We start from the raw sequence: 1,406 nt of genomic DNA on the forward strand, positions 1-1,406 counted from the left end.
ATTAAAGCAGGACAAAAAACAGTTTGCTGTTTCGTGCCTCAACATTTTAGCAAACAATTTTTTGCCTCTTAATGAGGCGTTAGCACTCAATGAGGATCTAGCATGTCATCGGTACCTGAAAAAGATTGGAAGCTATTTCGAAAACTTCAAAACGATTTAACGGCAAAAGCCTGTGAATTAATTTTTGTCAAAGTTGAGGAGCTAGCTAAAAAAAGAGAAGGTATAGAGCATCAGTCGTACTTAGATCTATATGATCTTATTCAAACTGAAGATGCCAAAATTACTGAGATGTTCAATAATCCAACTCGTAATAACGTACTGCTGAAACTAGTTTCTTTAAAAAGTTACGGTGTTTTTACTGAAGATGAATTTAAAATGTTCAGCCAAGAGACCCAAGATAGTGTTGTTAGTATATTAGAGTTGAGGTGCTAACAAGTCGTTAAAGCAGGACAAATAACAGTTGGCTTTTGCTCCTGCGTCGCTTATTTTAGCCAACATATTATTTGCCTCTTAACGAGGCGTTAGCTTTCATCTGGAGTCAGTAATTAGAATGTCCCAACAAAACTGGAAAGATCACCCTTTATCTAGTGCTGCTGTCGCGGTTGCAGGAACGATAGCTATCGGAGTACTTCTGTATAAAGAGGTAATACTCCCAACGCACACACTGTCTCTTCAAAATGAAATATCTTCGTTAAAAAGTGACATTTCAAAGTCCAAAGAAAAAATCCGTGAGCAAAGTTTGCTGCTAAAATCTGCAAATACTTCTCTCAATAAGTTTAAAGATGAAAATATAGCCCTTAAAGGGCAGCTAATTAGTTCACAAATAAGCAATTTGTTTGTACCAAATAATCCATATCCATTGGGTTTAGCGCAAGTAAGGATTGGTGATCCAGCATCTAAAATACACGACTTCTTTAAGCCGAGTATATTTCCTGATTCGTTAATTGAAGTAGAACCAGCAAATCGATATATAACGGTTAAGTATGCTCACTCTGCATTCAAGCATGTTACCTACTTCTTAGATGAAGACAAGCCAGAGCTTCCTATTACACATATAAATTTCTCTGGGTTTGATCACTCTTCGACATCCAGAGATATCCTTCAAGAAAAACTTATAGCTAATCACGGAAATCCCGACTCAACTCCAAGAAAAGGTTTTTACTCATGGGACGGTGAATTCAAAACTACTATTTTTAAATCAGACTCAAAAAGTTATGTACTTATGGAGCATGGTTTTATACTGGGCTATTGGCCTAAAAAAAGCTAACAAGGCATTTAAACGGAACTAAAACAGTTGGTTAGGTTCCGCTTCGCTCCACATTATAACCAACAATTTTAGTCCGCTTAATGCGGCGTTAGGTGAACTGATAATATTGCTCATAATTAGAATATGGAATTCATAATTA

The 1,406-nt window shown here is 36.3% G+C and carries 2 protein-coding genes; both read left to right on the plus strand.

From position 1 onward, the window contains the following. Positions 1–102: 102 nt before the first annotated feature. Complete coding sequence (locus CWS31_RS17250; RefSeq protein ID WP_101342768.1) at positions 103–432, plus strand: hypothetical protein; 330 nt, start codon at positions 103–105, stop codon at positions 430–432. 118 nt (positions 433–550) lie between these two features. Beyond that, entirely contained in the window at positions 551–1,267 is a 717-nt protein-coding gene (locus tag CWS31_RS17255; protein WP_101342767.1) for a hypothetical protein, read from the plus strand. The last annotated feature ends 139 nt before the right edge of the window (positions 1,268–1,406 follow it).

Origin of the sequence: Colwellia echini, from assembly GCF_002843355.2 — a bacterium.
Lineage (GTDB): Bacteria > Pseudomonadota > Gammaproteobacteria > Enterobacterales > Alteromonadaceae > Colwellia > Colwellia echini.